Here is a 15,735-nt window from a genome sequence, read left to right on the forward strand (position 1 = left end):
CTCCTTAAATAAATTAAGATTCTACATAAATGGCAACTTGATTGATTTCACGATTGGCTGACACAAGAAGATCCTGTTGATTTTTCTGAAACACAGTGGTATTAGTCGATCCGACTTGTTCATCAATTTTTACCAGCTCAACTTGAACTTCCCCAAATTCTTCCCTTACCTTTAACAAATAATAATCTTGTTTCCCCTCACGATTACCAAAAACGAAACAGGCCTCTCCATTAAACACCCCTCCCCAAATAGAGTGAGCAAAAGGAAATTTTCCCGAAATTTCTTTAATCGCTTGAAAACGATCGTTTAAGATGGTTAACGTTTGACCGTGAAAGTTATTAATCACTAAATAATAATTGAATTTACCGTCATCATCTGTATCAATTGCGGCAATATCTGATACCGGTAAGTCATAGACTTTTGTTAACTGCCAGTCACTTTCTGCTGAAGGGTATCTTAGACAAAATACGCCTTCCTCCGATGTGACAAAAGAATACCCTTTTTCGCTAAAAGCACAGTAACCATGATTTTTCACAAGTGGTTCATCGAGTCTGGTTAACCCAATTAATTCATTTGTTTCTTGCCGGTATTCTCCGACATAGATCTGACCTGGAGTTCGCCAATCATCCGAAAATTCTTTATGTTCAGTAATCGTTGCGCCAATAAAATACATTTTGTCAGGTCCTTCAATCAAATCAAATCGATGTAAATAAGGAAAATCCATGATTTTTGTTTGATTCCAACCAGTGCCATCAAAACTGAGTTTGACTAATTCACAACTAGCTGCATTAAACCCTGGGAAAAACCGTTGCGTGGCTAAAAAATCCAAGGAATCTGAAACTTGTACCATTGTCATCGTACCGCCGATATTTTGCCAAATTGCTTGCTTCTCATAATTTTTGTTAAGATTATAAGCATAAGCCGAACCATTTTCTTCTTCCGATGCAGCAACGAGATAGTCCTCATTCCCTGCTTGCAAATGTAAAAGCGAATAAACTAATGGCACATCATCACTAAATATTTTTTTGATAGTAGCTCCCAACTTTCTTTTTGATTATTCCGTAAGCGCTTTACCTTTCACATTATACACACCTCTAAAATCTGACACAAGAGGGGGAAATCGCTCTGTATCAAGACTTCATTAACTAAAGCGATACAGTAATTAACATCAAATTTCGCCATTAATAAAAGCAATTGATCAAAAATTTCATCTAAAACGTTTTAGAAACTACATTATTATTAAAAATATTACAAATACATTACATTTTAATGATGTGAAAAATCTCGCAAGATAAATAACAAAAAAACAGTTATTCTATGCCTCTAGCAAGAACTGGTTCACTATTTGTTTATTAGCGCAAAAGTGAGAGAAAGATTGCTTCTAATTTAAGACACAATCATTTTCTTGATAACTAGGATTTATTCAAACTAATAAGGCTATATCAACCTCTCAGAGACCACATAAAAACTGATAATTATCATATAACTTATAACCTCTTGAAAAAAATAGAAGTTTAATCTGCATGCTAAAAAACAGGCACTATTATCACAGTGCCTGCTTCTCTCAATACTATTTATATCTGATGACCCGGGTCGCATTCAAAATCGCTAACACCGAAACCCCAACATCTGCAAAAACAGCTTCCCACATGGTGGCAATTCCAAAAGCCCCTAGTGTTAAAAAGATCGCTTTAATGCCTAACGCAAATACAATGTTTTGCCACACGATCATCTTGGTAAATCCTGCAATATCAATCGCTTTGGCTAATTTTGATGGTTCATCTGTCATTAAAACAATATCAGCTGCTTCAATTGCTGCATCTGATCCTAGACCACCCATTGCAATGCCGATATCCGCTCTTGCTAATACAGGTGCATCATTAATTCCATCACCAACAAATGCTAGTTTGCCATTTCCTACTTCCTCAGCCTCTAGTTTTTCGACGATAGCAACTTTATCTGCTGGCAGTAACTCCGAATAAACCTCATCGAGTGACAACTCTTTGGCAATTCTTTCAGCGATTACTTTATTATCACCTGTTAACATGACTGTTTTTTGTATTCCTTTACTTTTAAGCAACTGAATGGCTTCAACACTATCTTTTTTAATTTTATCTGAAATAACAATAACACCAGCAAATACTTTATCCACGGCAATATAAACAACAGTTCCTGTTTCCTCGTTGGGAAGATACGCAACATGATGTTTCTGTAACAGTTTCTCATTTCCAGCTAAGACCGTCTTCCCATCAACGTTCACACTAATGCCATGGCCTGAAATTTCTTCATAAGCGTCAAGTATGTTGTGATCTATCTCCTTACCATAGGCCTTCTTAATAGACATTGCAATTGGATGATTGGATAGAGCCTCCGCTTTTGCAGCATATTCGATTAACTGTTCATCTGTAAAACCATCCCTTGTCTGAATGGATGTAACCTCAAATACCCCTTCGGTTAAAGTTCCTGTTTTATCAAAGACAATCGTGTCCACATTGTTCAGCGCTTCAAGATAATGACTGCCTTTTACTAAAATTCCGTGTTTAGACGCTCCACCAATACCGCCAAAAAAACCTAAAGGAATTGAAACAACTAAAGCACATGGACAGGAAATCACCAAAAAGATTAATCCTCTATTGAGCCAATCAGACCACTCCCCGCCTAAAAATAGCGGTGGAATTACTGCCAATAGTGTGGCCCCAATAACCACAACTGGTGTATAGTATCTTGAAAATTTGGTAATAAACTTTTCAGTTGGCGCTTTTTTGCTACTAGCATTCTCAACAAGGTCAATGATTTTGGCCACCGTCGAGTCACCAAATGTTTTGGTGACTTCAATCGTTAAAACGCCATTTTGATTGATACAACCAGATAATACATTATCTCCAGCTTTAACTTTTCGGGGGACAGATTCACCTGTTAACGCTTTTGTGTCTAACAGAGACTCACCTTCGATGACCACTCCATCAAGAGAGACCTTTTCACCGGCCTTGACCACAATAATATCACCTATTTTTAACGTTTCAGGCTTCACTTTATTCAACTGGTTGCCTACTTTTACGTTAGCATAATCTGGTCGAATATCCATTAACTCAGTGATTGATTTTTTCGAACGTTTCACGGCGGTATCTTGAAACAACTCACCAATTTGATAGAACAGCATCACTGCCACCGCCTCTGCAAAATCACCAATCAGAAATGCACCAACTGTTGCGATACTCATTAAAAAATTCTCGTCAAACACCTGTCCTTTAAAAATATTACGAATGGCTTTTAGTAAGACGTTTCCGCCGAGAATGGCGTAACTAAGAATAAAAATCGCTAGTTTTATCCCATCACTAACACTTGCTTGCCGATTAACAAGCACGGCAATGATAAAAAACACGGCTCCAAAAATCAATTGAAATAAAATCCGATTATCCTTAAGACGACTTGTTGGTCCTTCTTGATAGGTGTTTTTAGAAAATACAGCCACATCTGGCTCATACTTATGAACGATCTCTTCAATCGCCATATCAAGCCCGTTATCATCTTTTTTGTCTAATGCTAATGTTGTCGTCATTAAATTTAATGTCACATTCTCAACACCAGTTATTTTTTTAACATCCCGTTCTATCTTACCTGCACAATTGGCACAGGTTAAGCCCTCTAAGATATACTCTTTTTTCATATCATTACCTCCAGACTTACTCTATTATCTGTTTGAGACTTTGTTCAAAAATGGCAGAAACATGGTTGTCAATCAAAGAATAGTAGACAATCTTTCCCTCTCGTCGATTCTTTACCAAATTGGCAAGTCTTAATGTTTTTAATTGATGAGAAATTGCCGATTTCGTCATGTTCAATAGAACCGCTAAATCACAGACGCACATTTCACTTTCGTATAGCGCATGGAGTATTTCTAATCTAGTTTTATCTGCAAAGATCTTATATAGGTTAGATAGATCAACCATTACTTGCTTTTCAGGCATAGCCTTTTTGACCTTTTCTACAATCTCCTCATGGATGATTTCACAGTCACATATTACTTCTTGCTTATTCATCTTTCCACCCCATAGTTGAGTAATCATTCAACTGTATTATGAGCCTTTTACTCTAATATGTCAATGTTCTCATCGACTACACACCAATAACGTGATTAATCACCATGCCTAACATACCTTCTCATTGAAATTGGAGATCCTCAATAAAAGTAAAACGTTATCATTTTTTTAGTAAACCTAAATCATGTTACAATAAAATCAGGTCAATTAATCACCTTTTGCAACCAGATTTGCAACCATTTACCTCATATTAATTGACCTGATTTCCATCTTTCATTTCTAGTGTGAGATGAACATTCAGATGGCTCAATCCCGATATATCAGTTTTTTTTCACCCGTAACCACATGTATACATTCACTTTACTTCATGTGTACACTCATATAGACAGACAAAACTTGTCACTATCACTTAATCTAGATTTAGGAGGCAGCAAAATGAACTTTAGTAAGCAATTGAAACTTTATCGTGAAAGAGATGGTTTTTCCCAAGAAGCTCTAGCAGAAAAAATTTATGTGACGCGCCAAACAATTTCTAAGTGGGAGAACGATCACACTTACCCCGATATCCACAATTTGATTGCCCTAAGTGCTCTTTTTGATGTTACCTTAGATGAACTAGTCAAAGGAGATCTTGAAATAATGAAAAAAAACATTGATGTTGAAAAGATGAATAAACTATCTTGGATTATGCTCATATTTATCGGGCTAATGTCCGTCTCTCTCGGTCCCTTAATAGTTCTTTGGGGATGGTATGGCTTTATCATTCCGATGATTTTTTGGGGGATTTCGATGATCGCCGCCTTAAAATTAGAAAAGATAAAAAAAGCGAAAGATATCAAGACTTATGCTGAAATTATTGCTTTTACCGAAGGCAAAGATATCGATGATATCAGGCGAACACGAGACAAAAAAAGAGACTTCTGGAATAAAGTAAAAATTGTTGTCACTTTTTCACTAATAGTAGGAGTCATTACTGCACTGAGTGCTTTCCTGTGGAGCTGGCTTTCTTAACCATCGCTGACAAAAATTGTTGCTCTAGATTTACACTCACGAGCCAGTCAAACCCGACTGGCTTTTTTATGGTTTAAAACTAATATTGCGAAAGAACCTTTGCGACTAACTAAAGCTAAAAAATAGCTCTTACTTCTATCCCAAACTGTCCACCAATTTACTAAAAACAATGTTTATCGGCCATCCTTCTTTCAATTTGCCTATGAGGGCGTTTATAATAAGTTCTAGCTATGATATAATCTAGTGACGTGATTTTATGATTCTTAACAGACACAGAGGAGGATAAAACACATGAGCAAACTAGCTTTGAGCATTCGCATTGCTATTTATGGCATCTTTTTGAGCACCCTGATTGGTGCAATTTCCTTTAGCTTCATCTATTTAGAAAGCAATGTGTCACATCATTTATGGCATCTTCTTTTAAATAACCAGACCTTCAAGCCGTTCATCATCTTATTGTATTGTCTACTTGGCGGTTTAATCGTAGGTAGCTTGCGGGCACGCTGGGGCGACTACCCACAAACCGCCCACCAGATTATTCACCAGTTAAAGGCACAACAGACGGTTAATTACCGACCTGTTTTTAAAAGCTTAACCGTTGCTTTACTGATTTTAATCTTCGGTGCTGGTGTCGGACCTGAGGCCGCCTTACTAGGTGCGATCGTGATGCTATCTGTTTGGCAAGCTGACAAACTCAGGTATCTCGTTTATCATCAAGAAAGTTTTGTCGCGCTACGTCCACTGCAGCGACTGAAGCACATGCTCCATCCAACGCGCTATTTATCAACTTATGACCCTAACTTTGCCAACAAAAAGTTAGTTTTAATAAAGAAGTTCATCATTTTCTTATTTATTATCAATGGGCTATTGGCTTTTATTAGTTTAATGAAACGAACGAATCAGCCTTCTTTTATCAGTAACATGGGTCAGACTCAGTGGCAACTAACTGATTTATGGTTATTTTTCCCTTTAATTGTTTTGGGAATCTTAGCTGGTAAGCTATACCATCTCTTCCAAAAAAAGATGGCGACTTGGCTGTCTTTTTGGCCCGATCAGCCGATCAAAAAAGCCTTACTCGGTTCTCTGGCGATTTTCATCATTGGCACATTTACACCCAATTTACTCTTTTCAGGACAAGTAACGTTGGGAACCGTTCCGACTGAGTTTGGTCAATTTTCTGTCTTACAGCTATTACTAGTTGTCAGTTTAAAGCTAATCTTTTTGCAAATTTGCTTACATACTGGCTGGATTGGTGGGGATATTTTTCCCATCGTCTTTTCAGCAATTATACTCGGCTTCGGCACATCACAACTGTTACCTAACGTTGATACAACGTTTATTGTGGCAACAGTTGCCACTGCGATGGCTGGGTCCATTCTAAACTCACCACTTGGTGTGGCTATTTTTATCTCCTTATTTTTTCCTGTTCAAATTTTACCAGTTACCTTACTGACTGGCCTATTACTACAGGTGATTCAAAATAAAAGAAAGCAAATCGAGTGATCTTACCGATTTGCTTTCTTTTTGTAAATATAGAGAGATTCTTCTTTCCCCAAAAGAGCACAGATGACCCTTTAATGCGGCCTACCTTACTTTTTTGGACGATCAGCGTAGATTCTCGCCTCTTTCACGATGGTAAATAGCGATATTAGCCGTCTCCTGATTGTTCAATTGTTGTAATTTACCTAAACTATGGCTAATTTTTCCGAGCTTATAGCGGCTAATACCTAATGGCATTTCTTCATCTTTTAGCATTATCCCGATAGAGTTAAACGCCGGAAAATAGCTAATATCGCCTTCGGTTGAGTACTCTTTGAAGGGACCTGTGATCACTAAATCAACAGGCTCAGAAAAATACCAGTTTTTGTCGATACTTTTTTGAAAATACAACGGAAAAGAAAGCGGCTCTTTTGCAGTAATTTTTTTGATGTCTTCATTGACTTCAATCTCTGACGTAACGTCCCCCATAATCAAATATAACTTAACATCAAATTCTCTACTCATGGCCGCTTCCTTCATTTCCTTTACTATGTACAGCATATTAACTATCTATTCGACGGCTTGCCATCCATTTGATCATTTGAGGGTCAGAATGTGAGAAAAATTGACTTTCGCCGACATTTAACTTGGCAATTTGCGCTTTGTCTTCATCAGTTAATGAAAAATCGAAAACATCGATATTTTCAGCCATTCGCTCTGGATTTACAGATTTAGCTAACACAATAATCTCTTGTTCAACCAACCAGCGAACAATCACCTGGGCAACAGATTTATGATATTTTTTCCCAATTTCTGTTAACACCTCATTTTGAAAAATATCATTTTTTCCCTCTGCAAAAGGTGCCCACGCTTCTGGCATGATTCCTTCTTCTTTTAAAGCGGCAATATTGGCTATTTGCTGTTGGAAGGGATTGATTTCTATTTGGTTCACTTGAGGTGTCACTTTGTTAAATTCAGCTAAATCAACGGCTCGATCTACAGCAAAATTGGAGACGCCAATTGCACGGATTTTTCCTGCGGCTTGTAGCTCCTCCATTGCCCGCCATGCGCCATACACATCATTGTAAGGCTGGTGGATCAAAAGTAAGTCGACATACGCCAAACCTAATCGATCCAAAGACTCTTGGAATGACGTTTTTACGCCATCATAGGAGACATTTTCTACCCAAATTTTGGTTGTAATGAACAGTTCCTCTCTTGGAACACCTGATTTGGCAATCCCCTTTCCTACAGCTTCTTCATTTTGGTACGACTGTGCAGTATCAATGTGACGATACCCTACTTGAATAGCTTTCACAACTGCTTCTTCGGCTTCCTTTGCGTCAGTAATTTGAAACGTTCCAAACCCTAAAATTGGTATTTCTACTCCGTTGTTTAGTTCCACTGTTTGCATATTTATTCCAACTTTCTTAATTTTTGATTGTTTGTTTTTTGAAATGTTTGATTTTCCATAGCTCTTCAATTTGATCTTCGGTCACTTCTTGCCTGTCAAACTTAGCTAAGTGATCATCATAGGTATCAATTTTATATTCAAGTAGATCTCGCGTTCTTTGCATCTCGGCTAATTTTTCATCCAGCTCATTTAGCTGCGTTTGTAAAATATCTTTTTGAGCTAGTCGTTTCTCACCCGTTTCTTGGGAAAGTGCCGCAAATTCGACAATAGACTCAATAGAAAGTCCGGCGTTTCGTAAACTTTTTGCAAGAAAAATCCAGTTTAGATCTTTTTTAGTGAAAACACGATAACCATTCTTATCTCTCGTTATTGGCGGAATCACTCCATTTTTTTCATAATAACGAATAGTTTCCGGTGTTAGCCCAAACATTGCTGCAACTTCTTTAATAGTCATAAAATCACCTCAGCATTCTTCTTATTTTCTTTAATTAGCATCACAAGACATATTATAAAGTATAAAGCCCACTTTATAGCAAGAAAAAGATTTTTTGGTAGATGTTTTGAATTATTGATCGCTCTGAAAATTGGATAACCATTCTTGAACGGCCCTCTGCGAGTCACTTACCTCGGTTCTTGAAACGGTGTAACTGCTTGTTTCAATAACTGCATCTGGTTCTAAATCACGAATGATCTCTTCCGTATTTGCAAATCCACTGCCTCCGTGAGTGGAAAATAAGATGATATTTTTCCCTGAGAAGTCTTCGGCATCGAAAAAGCTATACATCGGCATCGGTAAATCTGACCACCAAATAGGGTAGCCAATAAAAATCGTGTCGTAATTAGCCAGACTTTCTATGGAAGCTTTAAGGTTGGGTCGCGTTTTTTCCGCTTTTTCTTTTTCTGCCTGATTAACTAATTCATCATGATCTCCCGGATACGCTTCAACACTCTCAACTTGATAACTATCACTGTTAATACTGTTGGCAATCCATGTAGCAATTTGTTCTGTATTTCCCAAGACTTCACCGTTTTCAACGACTCGACTTGCACCAGCAACTGCATCTGTACCAGCCGTTTCTGGTTCTGAAAAATAAGCAACCAATACATTTCCATACTTTTCGTCCATTAAAATCTCGCTTGAAGCTAGGGGTGACTGATTCACATCCGACGTTGTTGCCGAATTGTTTATCGAGTCAGGCTGACAGCCAGATAGCATAACAATCATAACAAAACTCAGTAATATAACGATTTTCTTCATAGATTCACTCCTGCTTATTTTTAATTTTTATTAATCCAGGTAACTACTTTTTCTTGATTAGCCAACAATTCTTCATCTTGGATACTAAAGCTTTCAGCCACTGTGACATTGGGAAGCAATTCAGCAATTTTTATTAATGAATCCCCTTCACCATATCCAGCATTCGTAGAAAAAGAATAGACTATTTGACCAGAGAAAAGTGATTCATAAGCCAGCAAAAAAGACATCATCGGATTAGATAAGGTCATTGCCCAAGTCTGATAGCCTAAGTAAATCGTATCATATTGTGATAAATTCGGAATTTCTGTACTGATTTCCGGATATGCCTGATGCTCTCTTTCTTCATTTGCACGATTGACTGACGCGTCATAATCAGCTGGATAAGGATTAACAATGGCCAGTTCAAGCAGATCTGCACCATTTTGGTTATGAATCATCTTAGCCAAATTTTCTGTATTTCCACTTCTGGAAAAGTAAATGATTAGACTTGTAGCCTCTTCTGTGATTATTCTGATGGGGCCTTCCTGCCCATTTGTATCCTGCCCATCTGAAAGGGCCCCTCTACCATATTCTGTTTCTCTCAGTGATAAACGGTTTTCAGGTCTTCTAACAACACTGCTTCTCTTTTTATTGGGCATGGGTCCTTCTTCACTTCTTTCATTTGAGCCACATCCTACGAGGATTAGACTTAAAATAACACTACTTATGACTATTTTCACCTTCATTTGCACTTCCCTCTTCAAACTAAATCCCTGGGATTTCATTTAAAAAAACATTAATAAAATGACGGTTTAGCAAACTCCTCAGAACCAGGTTCATATACACCAAGGCTTTGATTAGAAAATCGGGTATCATCTGCTACTAGGATATCACTGACTAATCGTGCCACCCCCTGTCTCGTTACTTCAGCCCCTACAAAAGCTTCTCCTTTCATAGTATAGGCATATGCCTCATTACCTTGCTCGTCATATAGCCATGTTAGTCGCAGAAGGGTGTAATCAAGTCCAGAATCTTCAATTAATTTACTAGAATCCTTTTGATCCTGATACAGTTTGCTATCGCCTGACATCTGTTGATTCCAACGACCAAAGGGGCCTACAACTTCATCATAAATACCTAAAACCGTCGCACCAATGATCTTTTTTACGCCAGCTTCTTTCATGATCGCTAAAATCATTGCAATTGCTTGCGGATCACCCATATCATTTAGATAAACCGTTTCGACGCCTTGCATCGCTTTGGTCATAGCCGAGTGATTTAAAAAGTCACCATCGACTGTTCGTTCTCTTTCAGGATCAAGCAGAATCATTCGTTTAGCGGCATTTCTTGCGTATAAAACCAATTCATTTTCTGTTTCCAAAATCTGATTGCGTTCAATCATCTTAGAAATTTGCCCAGCAGCGCCTAAGACTAGTAACTTCATCTTCTTTTCCTCTTTTCTTTTACGTCTGACAAAAGCATAAACTATAAAGTGGACTTCAAGGCAAGGAAAAACTTCCTTAATCAGTTTATTGATCGATTTTTTTGATAATCTATCAGATATGAGAGACAAAAAGAATGACTCAACAGAATCCGCTCCATTACACTTTCTATAACTAATTCGCCTATAGAAAACGAAATAAGGAACCGCTTCTCTCTGTCTGCCACCCAAAATAATGTCACTAGAAAAGATTCATCGCCTATCCTCAACTAATACTGCGATTTTTCCTTAAATGCTGTATTTCCTATTTTATCCTTAACTTTCAGACAAGCACTGTCCCTCTCCTTTTAAATCAGCGATTACTGATCACTGTCAAAAAAACACAGGAAAATTAGTCCTTTGTTTGGAAAGTTAATCGCTTTTTCGGAAATTTACTATCTCGACAACCTGATGGTTCTTGTAGTATAACTAGTAATAAGCGTACATATGACGGATTTAGCAATAGCATTCAAACCGTAACATTATGAAAATAACAAATACACTTCCTTTGACCACCTAAATGTCGGGTTTAACAGGCATCCGTTTTATAACTTTTCCGCTAGCATTATTGAGGAAATAACGTTGATTTAACAGCTCCTATCACTTATCAACCATAACGAAAATCGATTTTTTTATGTCGGGTTTAACCCGACATGACCTCTTTTTTCCTAACAATAGTATAACAATTGCAATCGTATCAGCTGATCATTCGCGAAGATTTAACTATGGGATTGACCAACATAACATGTTCATATTTTTTGATCACTTAAATGTCGGGTTTAACAGGCATCCGTTTTATAAATTTTCACACTAGTATTATTGAGGAAATAACGTTGATTTAACAGCTCTAATCACTTATCAACCATAACGAAAATCGATTTTTTTATGTCAGGTTTAACCCGACATGACCTCTTTTTTTACAAACAATTGTATAACAATTGCATTCATATCAGCTGATCATTCGCAAAGATTTAACTATGGGACCGATCAACATAACAAGTTCATATTTTTTGATCACTTAAATGTCGGGTTTAACAGGCATCCGTTTTATAACTATTCCGCTGGTATTATCGAGGAAACAACGTTGCTTTAACAGCTCTAATTACTTATCAACCATAACGAAAATCGATTTTTTTATGTCGGGTTTAACCCGACATGACCCATTTTATTAAAAGAAATTAAATAACAAAAATCACTTTATGGTTATCACTGGCTATCTACTAGGCACTGCAACAAGTCTAAAAATAATGATATAATGTATAGAAGAAGGCGCTTTTATCAAATATATACATCATGTTAAATAATCAAACATATAGTTCCATTGGATAATTCGCATAATCATCCGCCAAGAGTGGTACTTTCAGCTTTTTTCTGGCTGAAAGTTTAACGGTAAAGGATGATTATTTAACGGGAACTATATAGCTATTTTTGAATCAATTAAAGCCTTATTTGACGCCCTACACTAATCATCAAAGGAGATCATTATGACATCTGAAAAAGAAAAAAGTTTTGCTGGCGAATGGTATGACCCCAATGGAGACTCAGACTTAATTGCCGAGCGAGAAAAAGCGATGGAATTGTGCCAGGATATTAATCTGTTACACATAAAAAACCCAAAAAGAGACAAATTTTTAACTGAATTATTTCCTCGAAAAGGGGATAATGTGGTTATCCTTAATCCAATTTGGGCCGACTATGGTCTTTATTCCACAATTGGTGATGGTACATTTATCAACCACAATGCCTTTCTGATGGATGGAGGCACCATAACTATTGGTAAAAACTGCTTGATTGGCCCTAATTGTGGCATGTATACGGCGACTCATGCTCTGGATCCAATTGAGCGCCGAACAGGAATTGAAACGGCACTTCCTATTGTAATTGAAGATGATGTCTGGCTTGGCGGGGATGTCACGATTTTACCGGGTGTCACGATCGGAAAAGGCAGCATCATTGGGGCAAAAAGTTTGGTTAATAAAGATATTCCTGCGAATGTGATTGCCGTCGGGAATCCTTGTAAGGTTCTCCGCGAGATAACGGATTCTGATAAAATTTTAACGACCTAAGTCTTGATAAACCCAAAGATGCTTCTCTCATTTTCGAGAGAAGCATCTTTTTATCTTTCTGGCTTTCAACTAGCTGTGTCCCATGATCACATGGGGAACATAGGGTTCTTCCAAAAAAGCCACATCTTCCAGACTAAGCTTAACCTCTAATGCTTTTATAGCACTAACCAAATGACTTTCTTTTGTCGCTCCAATGATTGGCGCCACAACTTGCTCCTTTTGTAGCAACCAAGCTAACGCAATTTGAACTCGTTCCACTTGATATTTTTCTGCCAGCTCTGCCACCCGTTCCACAATAACTCGATCCTGTTCCAAGGTATTATCGTATTTGCTTTGCGCCACTTTATCAGTTTCAAATCGTTTGGTTGTTGCCGACCAGTCGCGAGTCAAGCGTCCTGAGGCCAACGGACTATAGGGTGTTACAGCGATCTGTTGGTCTTGACACAAAGGTAACATTTCTCGTTCTTCTTCGCGATACAATAAATTCAAATGATCTTGCATGGAGACAAATTTCGTCCAACCATTTTTCTCAGCTACAGCCTGAGCTTTAGCAAACTGCCAAGCATACATTGCAGAAGCTCCGATATAACGTGCTTTGCCAGACTTGACCACTTCATGAAGGGCTTCCATTGTCTCTTCAATCGGTGTGTTGTAATCCCAACGATGGATGATGTACAGGTCAACGTAATCCATACCTAGCCGCTCTAAACTTTGGTCGATCTCCGATAGAATCGCCTTACGAGATAAGCCTCTGCCGTTAGGTCCTTTACGCATTTCGGAAAAAACCTTGGTCGCCACAACAATTTCATCGCGATTGGCGAAATCATTTAAGGCTTTTCCTAAAATACGTTCACTCGCACCATAAGAATAGACATTTGCCGTGTCAAAGAAGTTAATTCCTAACGTCAATGCCTGCTTAATTACTCTTCTACTTTCCTCTTCTTCTAAAACCCATTCGTGAAAACCACTATTAGGATCGCCAAATCCCATGGCTCCCAAACAAATTCGCGATACTTCCATTCCTGTATGACCAAATGTCACATATTCCATTAAATTTCCTCCTCTTTTAAAACCGCATTAAGACAATTTAAAGCTGTTAATGTTCGTGGATAACCAATAAAGGGCAACAAAACAGTTAGTGTTTCAATTAACTCTTGGGGAGCATTGCCCACTCTGATGTTGTTAATAATATGACCTTCCAATTGCCTCTCAGCACCACCCATCGTAGCTAAAAATGTAAAAATTAGCAACTCTCGTTCTCGAATTGTCAGCCCATTGCGACTAAAATAGTCGCCAAAGCCCGTGACGATAAACTTTGCCAAATGAACCTGATTAGCTGGCATGGTCTCAAGCATCTGATCCACCACATCTCCAGTTACTTCTTTAACAATTTCCAAGCCTTTCTCATAACGTGTTGCTTGATTGCTTGTCGCTTGTCCTTCCAAGGGCAGACTGATTCCCTGTTCTTTCAAGACGTCATTGCTTCCATAAAGAAAATCCATCACTTTTCCTTGACCAAGATAAGGAATTGCTTGATAGACAATTTCCTTAATTTCCACTGGTGTCACGCCGACTTTCAAAGCACTGACCATCATCTGCTTAAATTCGTTGAGACTTTGCACGCCAATTAAAGCCCCTAGAATCACCTTCAGTCGCAACTTTACAGACAACTGACTATATGCCAAAACCTCATCAAAAGCAAAATTATCGAAGATCTCAACGAACTCTGGATCTGTTGTTTGCAAACTTGATGTCTCATTTGGGAATAGTTGTTTCCGAGCTTCTTGAGCTCTTTGACTGACTGCCATTTTTGATCCCTCCATCCATTTTCTATCTCTAGCATACGCCTTGGAGTACACTCCAAGTCAAGTTTAATTGATATATAGTTCCCTTTAAATAATCACCCTTTACCGTTAAACTTTCAGCCAGAAAAAAGCTGAAAGTACCACTCTTGGCGGATGATTATGCGCATTATCCAATGGAACTATATGTTTGATTATTTAACAGGATGTATATAATCATCGAAACATTATTAGTTTATCCCTATTTCATGACTTTTGCGAGAGTTTATGACTTATTTGATGCATTACCTTTAATAAGCAGTCAACGCAAAAAAAGTCATCGTTTCCTAACTATTAGCTAATTCTTACCAATAGTTAGGAAACGATGACTTTATTAATTTATCTTGATCAATGATTATTGCCTGTTAATTCTCATTATCTAGTTATGCAATCAATGCTGTTATCACCAAGAACTACAATTGCTTTTGGAGTTCCCAAACAGTTATTTCAGCTTGTTCTTGGTATTCAGTTATTCTTAAAATACAGGTATAACTATTTTTAGCAATAACAACTCCTGTCACTTGGGCGATTCCTCTCCCAACGACTGAGTTTCTTCATTTATTATAAGCGCTTCTGGAAGATCATAATGATGCCGTAGTTCATCAATTTGCGTATTAAGAGCTTCTTCAAGGGCCAGCAATTCATTTCTTTTTGTTACCACTAACGGGACTATTTCCTTTTTGCCATTCTTGATACTGCCATCCAATAGTTGTAGCTGATTGGCCATTTCTTCCCGTTGAGTACCTGCATACAACCGAGCATCTTGGCTTAATTCCGACACTCGATTAGTTTTTTCTAAATTCTCCAAGTTCTCTTCAGGTCCAATTGTTTTTTCTATGAGAAGCTCATCAGCTTGTTGCTTAGCTCCTAGCAAATAATACCCAATCATCTCATTAGGAGATTTGCCTAAATCCGCAGCCGATCGCAAAATATCGCAAATCTCTAAAGCCTCTGATATTTTTTTCTCGATCATTTGTTTAGTTTCATCACTTTGATAAGGTAATTTCATGGCTTTAAATGATTGACCTAATTGATCCACTTGTTTTAATAGCAAACGGGTTACTTCTAATACACTATTGTAATTTCCCCGTAATTCCTCGTCGCCAGAGCTAACTTTATTGGAAAGCAAATAATTAGAGACCGCGCCCAGTTTTTTGTCTGTATTTT

General features: G+C 37.8%; 15 protein-coding genes. 3 read left to right on the forward strand and 12 right to left on the reverse strand.

What is annotated here, in order from left to right; all coding sequences use genetic code 11:
- Positions 1 to 13: 13 nt before the first annotated feature.
- From I6N95_RS21340 to I6N95_RS21350, 3 genes are all read right to left on the reverse strand, one after another.
- Positions 14 to 1,042 (reverse strand): hypothetical protein, encoded by a 1,029-nt coding sequence (locus I6N95_RS21340; protein ID WP_209531383.1) that lies wholly within the window; start codon positions 1,040 to 1,042, stop codon positions 14 to 16.
- Between the two features lie 528 nt (positions 1,043 to 1,570).
- Positions 1,571 to 3,667, reverse strand: coding sequence for a heavy metal translocating P-type ATPase (locus I6N95_RS21345; protein ID WP_209531384.1), 2,097 nt, complete (start codon positions 3,665 to 3,667; stop codon positions 1,571 to 1,573).
- 16 nt (positions 3,668 to 3,683) lie between these two features.
- On the reverse strand, positions 3,684 to 4,040 hold the full coding sequence (locus I6N95_RS21350) for an ArsR/SmtB family transcription factor (RefSeq protein WP_209531385.1): 357 nt from the start codon (positions 4,038 to 4,040) through the stop codon (positions 3,684 to 3,686).
- Between the two features lie 435 nt (positions 4,041 to 4,475).
- Between I6N95_RS21350 and I6N95_RS21355 the strand changes: the two genes are divergently transcribed.
- Positions 4,476 to 5,051: a helix-turn-helix domain-containing protein gene (locus I6N95_RS21355; RefSeq protein ID WP_209531386.1), complete on the forward strand. Its 576-nt coding sequence runs from the start codon at positions 4,476 to 4,478 to the stop codon at positions 5,049 to 5,051.
- A gap of 291 nt (positions 5,052 to 5,342) precedes the next feature.
- Positions 5,343 to 6,554, forward strand: coding sequence for a chloride channel protein (locus I6N95_RS21360; RefSeq protein ID WP_209531387.1), 1,212 nt, complete (start codon positions 5,343 to 5,345; stop codon positions 6,552 to 6,554).
- A 102-nt stretch (positions 6,555 to 6,656) separates the two neighbouring features.
- On the opposite strand, the gene I6N95_RS21365 is transcribed toward I6N95_RS21360, so the two are convergent.
- From I6N95_RS21365 to I6N95_RS21390, 6 genes are all read right to left on the reverse strand, one after another.
- Positions 6,657 to 7,055 carry a hypothetical protein gene (locus tag I6N95_RS21365; protein WP_209531388.1) on the reverse strand — a complete coding sequence of 133 codons (399 nt, stop codon included), beginning with the start codon at positions 7,053 to 7,055 and terminating at the stop codon, positions 6,657 to 6,659.
- 37 nt (positions 7,056 to 7,092) lie between these two features.
- A complete protein-coding gene (locus I6N95_RS21370; RefSeq protein WP_209531389.1) occupies positions 7,093 to 7,944 on the reverse strand; it encodes an aldo/keto reductase in 852 nt (283 codons plus the stop codon).
- 16 nt (positions 7,945 to 7,960) lie between these two features.
- Complete coding sequence (locus tag I6N95_RS21375) at positions 7,961 to 8,398, reverse strand: MerR family transcriptional regulator (protein ID WP_209531390.1); 438 nt, start codon at positions 8,396 to 8,398, stop codon at positions 7,961 to 7,963.
- A gap of 111 nt (positions 8,399 to 8,509) precedes the next feature.
- Positions 8,510 to 9,202 (reverse strand): flavodoxin, encoded by a 693-nt coding sequence (locus I6N95_RS21380; protein WP_209531391.1) that lies wholly within the window; start codon positions 9,200 to 9,202, stop codon positions 8,510 to 8,512.
- Between the two features lie 20 nt (positions 9,203 to 9,222).
- Positions 9,223 to 9,927, reverse strand: a complete 705-nt coding sequence (locus tag I6N95_RS21385) for a flavodoxin (RefSeq protein ID WP_209531392.1) — start codon at positions 9,925 to 9,927, stop codon at positions 9,223 to 9,225.
- 50 nt (positions 9,928 to 9,977) lie between these two features.
- Positions 9,978 to 10,625, reverse strand: a complete 648-nt coding sequence (locus I6N95_RS21390) for an NAD(P)H-binding protein (protein ID WP_209531393.1) — start codon at positions 10,623 to 10,625, stop codon at positions 9,978 to 9,980.
- A gap of 1,520 nt (positions 10,626 to 12,145) precedes the next feature.
- On the opposite strand from I6N95_RS21390, the gene I6N95_RS21395 reads away from it, so the two are divergent.
- Positions 12,146 to 12,727 carry a sugar O-acetyltransferase gene (locus I6N95_RS21395; protein ID WP_209531394.1) on the forward strand — a complete coding sequence of 194 codons (582 nt, stop codon included), beginning with the start codon at positions 12,146 to 12,148 and terminating at the stop codon, positions 12,725 to 12,727.
- Positions 12,728 to 12,796: 69 nt separating this feature from the next.
- Here the strand turns inward: I6N95_RS21395 and I6N95_RS21400 are convergent, their stop codons facing one another.
- The 3 genes from I6N95_RS21400 to I6N95_RS21410 form a co-directional block, all read right to left on the reverse strand.
- Positions 12,797 to 13,777, reverse strand: a complete 981-nt coding sequence (locus I6N95_RS21400; protein ID WP_209531395.1) for an aldo/keto reductase — start codon at positions 13,775 to 13,777, stop codon at positions 12,797 to 12,799.
- The gene (locus tag I6N95_RS21405; protein WP_209531396.1) at positions 13,777 to 14,535 is read right to left on the reverse strand and encodes a carboxymuconolactone decarboxylase family protein; all 759 of its coding nucleotides are present in this window, start codon (positions 14,533 to 14,535) and stop codon (positions 13,777 to 13,779) included. Before I6N95_RS21405 ends, I6N95_RS21400 begins: the two co-directional genes overlap by 1 nt.
- Before the next feature lie 550 nt (positions 14,536 to 15,085).
- Positions 15,086 to 15,622, reverse strand: coding sequence for a hypothetical protein (locus tag I6N95_RS21410; protein ID WP_209531397.1), 537 nt, complete (start codon positions 15,620 to 15,622; stop codon positions 15,086 to 15,088).
- Between the last annotated feature and the right edge of the window lie 113 nt (positions 15,623 to 15,735).

The organism is Vagococcus allomyrinae (genome assembly GCF_017829975.1).
GTDB classification, from domain to species: Bacteria; Bacillota; Bacilli; order Lactobacillales; family Vagococcaceae; genus Vagococcus_D; species Vagococcus_D allomyrinae.